Origin of the sequence: Herbaspirillum sp. B65 (assembly GCF_000333555.1) — a bacterium.
GTDB lineage: Bacteria > Pseudomonadota > Gammaproteobacteria > Burkholderiales > Burkholderiaceae_D > Herbaspirillum > Herbaspirillum rubrisubalbicans.
This window is the reverse complement of record NZ_BADI01000850.1, coordinates 1-5006: the sequence shown is the minus strand read 5'-3', so window position 1 is coordinate 5006 and position 5006 is coordinate 1. Positions and strand designations below refer to the sequence as shown.

The 5006-nt window shown below is 65.2% G+C and carries 4 protein-coding genes and 1 pseudogene; 1 reads left to right on the top strand and 4 read right to left on the bottom strand.

Annotated features, from left to right (window positions below; genetic code table 11):
* A partial coding sequence (locus tag I5W_RS20220; protein ID WP_044530577.1) for an NAD(P)H-dependent flavin oxidoreductase occupies positions 1-817 on the top strand: 817 nt, incomplete at its 5' end.
* A gap of 31 nt (positions 818-848) precedes the next feature.
* Here the strand turns inward: I5W_RS20220 and I5W_RS20215 are convergent.
* From I5W_RS20215 to I5W_RS20200, 4 genes and pseudogenes are all read right to left on the bottom strand, one after another.
* Positions 849-2330: an efflux transporter outer membrane subunit gene (locus I5W_RS20215; RefSeq protein WP_044530580.1), complete on the bottom strand. Its 1482-nt coding sequence runs from the start codon at positions 2328-2330 to the stop codon at positions 849-851.
* Positions 2331-2404: 74 nt separating this feature from the next.
* Positions 2405-3622, bottom strand: coding sequence for an efflux RND transporter periplasmic adaptor subunit (locus I5W_RS20210; protein ID WP_199901770.1), 1218 nt, complete (start codon positions 3620-3622; stop codon positions 2405-2407).
* An 85-nt stretch (positions 3623-3707) separates the two neighbouring features.
* A pseudogene (locus I5W_RS20205) lies at positions 3708-4601 on the bottom strand (glucans biosynthesis glucosyltransferase MdoH); the annotation flags it as partial.
* Positions 4592-5006: dioxygenase family protein (locus tag I5W_RS20200; protein ID WP_252717138.1), on the bottom strand; the 415-nt coding region annotated here is incomplete at its 5' end. The gene I5W_RS20200 and the pseudogene I5W_RS20205, both read right to left, overlap by 10 nt.

Genomic DNA, 5006 nt, shown 5'->3' with positions numbered 1-5006 from the left:
CGATGCAGCCTGGATACAGCATCTGCAAGCCCACCTGGATGAATTCGGCGGCAGCATCAGCCTGCCCTTGAAAGAGATCTACCCGAGCTTCATCGTCGATACCGACATGCAGCAATTGATGCTGGAGCAGCCACCGGCGGTGGTGAGTTTCCATTTCGGCCTGCCTGAGGCCGCGCTGATCCAGGCACTGAAGAAGGCCGGCGTGTTCCTGCTGGCCACTGCCACCAACCTGGAAGAAGCGCGCCAGATCGAAGCCGCCGGCATCGACGCCATCGTGGCGCAAGGCTTCGAAGCGGGTGGCCATCGCGGCATCTTCGATGAACACCGTGATGAAGCAATCGGTACCTTCGCCCTGGTGCGCCTGCTGGCGCAACACAGCCGCCTGCCCATCATTGCGGCCGGCGGCATCATGGATGGACAGGGGATCGCCGCCGCCCTGCAACTGGGGGCGCAGGCGGTGCAACTGGGCACGGCCTTCCTGCTCACGCGCGAATCGGCCGCCAATGCGGCCTATCGAAATCTACTCAAAAGTTCACGTGCGCAGCATACCCGGGTCACCGCTGCCATTTCGGGCCGCCGCGCACGGGGCATCGTCAACCGCTTCATGGAAGAAATCGACATATCGACTGCACCCGCCATTCCTGCGTACCCGGTCGCCTATGACGCCGGCAAGCAATTGAATGCCCTGGCCAGCGCGCACGAGGTCCACGAATTCGGCGCGCACTGGGCCGGCCAGGGTGCGGCGCTCATTCGCGATGGCTATACGGTGGGAGAGCTGATCCACTTGCTGGTAAAGGAGTGGCAGGCCGCGCGCTAAGCAGCCGGGCCTGCGACGAGCCTGCCGTGGATCAGGAAACGCTGGCCGTGCCGGTTTCGGTCGGCACCTGCTTGTCCTGCCAACCGCCGCCCAGCGCCTTGTAGAGCGACACGGTCGCCTGCAGGCGTTGCAGCTTGATCTGGCCCAACTGGTTCTGCGCCTCCGACAGGGTGCGCTGGGTGTCGAGCACCACCAGCAGATCTTCGGCGCCGGCGCGATAACGGATCTCGGCCAGCTCGAAGGCAAAGCGCGCCTGGTCCACTTCGCCCACCTTCAGGCGATAGCGTTCTTCCAGGCTGCGGATGGCGCCCAGTGCCTTTTCCACTTCCGACAGCGAGGTGATGACACGCTGGCGATAGACCTGCACCAGCTCTTCCTTCTGCGCCTCGGCCAGGGCCTGCTGGTTGCGCAGGTTGCCGCCGTCGAAGATCGGGGCGATCAGGCTGGCGCCCAGACTGGCGAACAGGTTGGGACCATCGAACAGCGACAGCAAGGCACTGCTCTGCGCCCCGCTCGAACCGGTCAGCGAGATGCTGGGAAAGAGCGCAGCCCGCGCCACCGCCACATTGGCATTGGCTGCGGCCAGATTGGCTTCGGCGCGGCGAATATCGGGGCGACGGGTCAAGAGTTCAGAGGGCAGGCCAGCCGAGATGCGCGGCATCTGGATCTTGGCCAAGCCCTTTTCCTCGACCTTGAAATTCTGCGGCGGACGGCCCAACAGGATCGCCAGCGCCGTCTGCGCATCCTGCTCCTGCTGCTGCAGGTCGGGGATCAACTGGCGCTGGTTGGCCAGGGCCGAACGCTGGCGCGCCAGGTCCAGCGGCGAGGCGGCACCGGCGCGGCTTTGCGCCTCCACCAGACGCAGCACGCGCTCGGCATTGTTGACGTTCTGGCGCGCAATCTCCAGCCGGTCGCGCAGCGACAGCACTTGCAGATAGGTGGAGACGATGCCGCTGGTGACGGTCAGGGCCACGGTTTGCTGGTCGTAGCGATTGGCGCGCAGGGTGGCTTCGGCGGCCTCGACCCCGGCGCGGTTCTTGCCCCAGAAATCGATCTCGTAGCTGACCTGCAGGCTGGCGTTGGCCGTATTGGTCGGGGTACCGCCAGAAATGGGCATCTCGCGGGTAGCGCCAGCGCTCAACCCGACATTGGGCAACAGCGGCGCGCCGGCAATGCGGGCCTGGGCCTCGGCCTGCTTCACGCGCGAGTAGGCGGCGGCGATTTCATAATTGTTGCGCTGGCCTTCCTGTACCAGCTCGGACAATTCACTGCTGCCGAACTGCTTCCACCAATCGGTATCGGGCCATAGTTGCTCGGCATGGGCCACATCGGCCGAGGCGCCGCCGCCCCATTTGTCGGGCACCTGCATTTCCAGGATGGGATCGGTCTGCACTTCCCTGGTCACGCAACCGGCCACGGTGAGCACCAGCGTGACGGCCAGGGCCAGGCGCGTCAGGCGCATGAGGCGTGGCAGGGAAGAAGAAGCGGGCGGGAGAGGACTACGCAATGTCATGGCCTTGTGCATCGAAACAGGGAAACGAGGCCGCCCTGCCCGGCAAAGCCTCTACTGTACATCAAGCGCGCCAGCTAGCGGGATGGCGCCGCGCCGTTGCCGGCACCCTCCGGCTGCGGCGGATTGGCCGGCAGCAGCACCTGCTCGCCTTCCTTGAGACCCGACAGTACCTGGGCGCGCTCGCCATCGCGAATGCCGATCTTGATCTTGCGGCTCTCCAATGTGCCATCGGCCAGCACCACCTTGACCGTCTGCGTGCCATCCATGCCGGGCTTGGTCACCAGCGTGCGCGGGATGGTCGGCACGTGTTCGGCACGCGCCAGCACGAAATAGACATCGGCACTCATGCCGCTCATCAGTTCACGGCTGGGATTGGCCACATCGAAGAGCACCGTGTAATACGCCTTCTTGCCCTGGCGACCGGAGTCGTCGGTGGGCAGCAGCATGATCTGGCGCAGCTTGCCGCTCCAGCGCTTGCCGGGATAGCCGGGCGTGGTGAAGTAGGCGGTCATGCCCTTTTGCAGGCGGGTCACGTCTTCTTCGGCCACCGGCACCTGCACCGTCATGCGCGACAGATCGGCAATGCGCATCAACACTTCCTGGTTGGCACCGACCATCTGGCCGGGGCGCGCATTCAAGGTGACGATGGTACCGTTGGCCGGGGCTTCGATGCGGGTCTGCTTCTGCACCGCTTCATCCTCGCGAATGGCCGCCTCGGTCTGCTGGATCTGGGCATTGGTGGCATCTACCCGAGAGGCCGCCGCAAACATGTTCATGCGGCTGGATTCATAGGATTCTTCGCGGGTGGCGTTCTCGGCCTTCAACTGGGTCTGGCGCTGGAACTGCAACTGGGCAAAGTCGAGCTGGGCATTCTGGCCGGCCAGCTCGGCCTTCAGGCGTGCCAGCGTGGCACGATTGCTCTCGATGCGGCTGCTCTGCACGGCCGGGGCCACGGTGGCCAGCAGACGACCGGCCTTGACCACCTCGCCGATGACCACCTCCACATCCGAAATCTGCCCGGCCACCTTGGAGCCCACGTCCACATAATCCTGCGCCACCACGTTGCCGGTGGCATTGACCACCTGCTCCAGGTCGGCCCGCTCCACGGTCACCGTTTCCAGCTTGACCGGAATCGGCTTGGCCGCCGGCGGCACCGGTTGCTGGCGCGCATACAGCCAGTAACCACCGCCCAGCACCAGCACCAGCGCCAACGCGCTGCCCCACATCTTCTGGCGGGCAGGCGTGTGGGTGGTGGGGACGATATGCGGAAGTGGGTCGTGCGGCTCGGTCATGATGGCTTGCGGCAAACGGAAAGGATGATCCCAGAAAATGATGACGGCCGAATGTCTTCGGCCGTCCCGCTCACGATCCGCCCCCTCAGGCGGCCAGTGCCGGTGGTACTTGGCGTTCCAGGGCGGCGCGCCAGTCCGCATGGACCTCGGGCACGCCGCTCCAGACCGCCTGGTGCAGTTGCGACAGCAGGCCCGGTTCTTCCAGGATGCTGTTCTTCTGCTTGTCGTTCAGTGCATCCGGGCCGTCCTTCAAGGCCGTGCGCACCAGCTTCTCGCGCAGGTGCCGGGTCAGTTGCGGTACCTGCGGATGGGCGTGCGCAGTGGCGCAGACCAGAGCATTGAAGGAAGGATCGACCACTGCTTCGACAAAGCCAGGCAAGGGCGGAGTCTGTTCATGATGGCGCACGGTCTCGCGCAATTCGAACGGCGGCGAAGTCTCTTCGGGAATCTTGAACAGACCGGCACGACGGAAGCCGCGGCCATAGCTCACGCGCGAAGACAGCACCGACACCGGCACCGACACCGCCAGCGAGCCGGCGATGGGAATCAACCACCAGATGAAGGATGGATTGAGCCAGTACACCAGCGCGCCCCAGGCCACGCCCAGCACCGAATGCCAGCCGTGGCGGCGCATCGCCTCGCCCCAGCCGGTTTCATTGTCGGCGCGCGGCGGCGACTTCCAGCCGGCGTTCCAGCCCAAGAAGGCGCCCAGCACGAAGCGGGTATGGAACAGCATTCGCACCGGCGCCAGCGCCATCGAGAACAGCAGTTCGATCAACATGCTCAGCAGCAGCGCCAGCGCACCGCCGAAGCCACGCGCGCCCTTCACCGCAAACAGCAGCACCGCCAGGATCTTGGGCAGGAACAGGATGGTGGCGGTGGCCGAGACCAGCGCCAGGGCCTTCTCGGGATGCCATTCAGGCCAGATCGGGAACAACTGGCGCGGCGCCGTGAAGTATTGCGGATCGATCAGCGTATGGAGAACAGGCTCAACAGGTGCTCATCGCTGGGGTGGGTGCGCACCGCGTGCGGGGCGGTGGTCCGGTAGCCGAACAGGGCTTGCAGGTCGCCGGCCTGCATCTGGTCCAGGAACCATTGCAGGAATTCGAGCGTATGCGGCGCATCGCCGAGCGCGCTGTCAGTGCGGCGCAGCTCGCGCAGGTTGTGGGTGAAGCTGCCCGAACCGATCAAGAGGATGCCTTCCTTGGCCAGCGGTGCCAGCAACTGTCCGACCTGGAAGTGATAGGCCGGTGGCTGCTGCGATTGCAGTGAAAGCTGGATCACCGGCACATCGGCCTGGGGATACAGGTAGCGCAGCGGTACCCAGGCGCCGTGGTCCAGTCCCCAACCGCCCATCGTATGGGCCGGCAGGGCGCCATCGCGC

Bases quoted from the DNA above. Each gene is read 5' to 3' on its own strand.
- I5W_RS20210 (WP_199901770.1), bottom strand. From the start codon at position 3,622: ATGACCGAGCCGCACGACCCACTTCCGCATATCGTCCCCACCACCCAC.
- I5W_RS20215 (WP_044530580.1), bottom strand. From the start codon at position 2,330: ATGACATTGCGTAGTCCTCTCCCGCCCGCTTCTTCTTCCCTGCCACGC.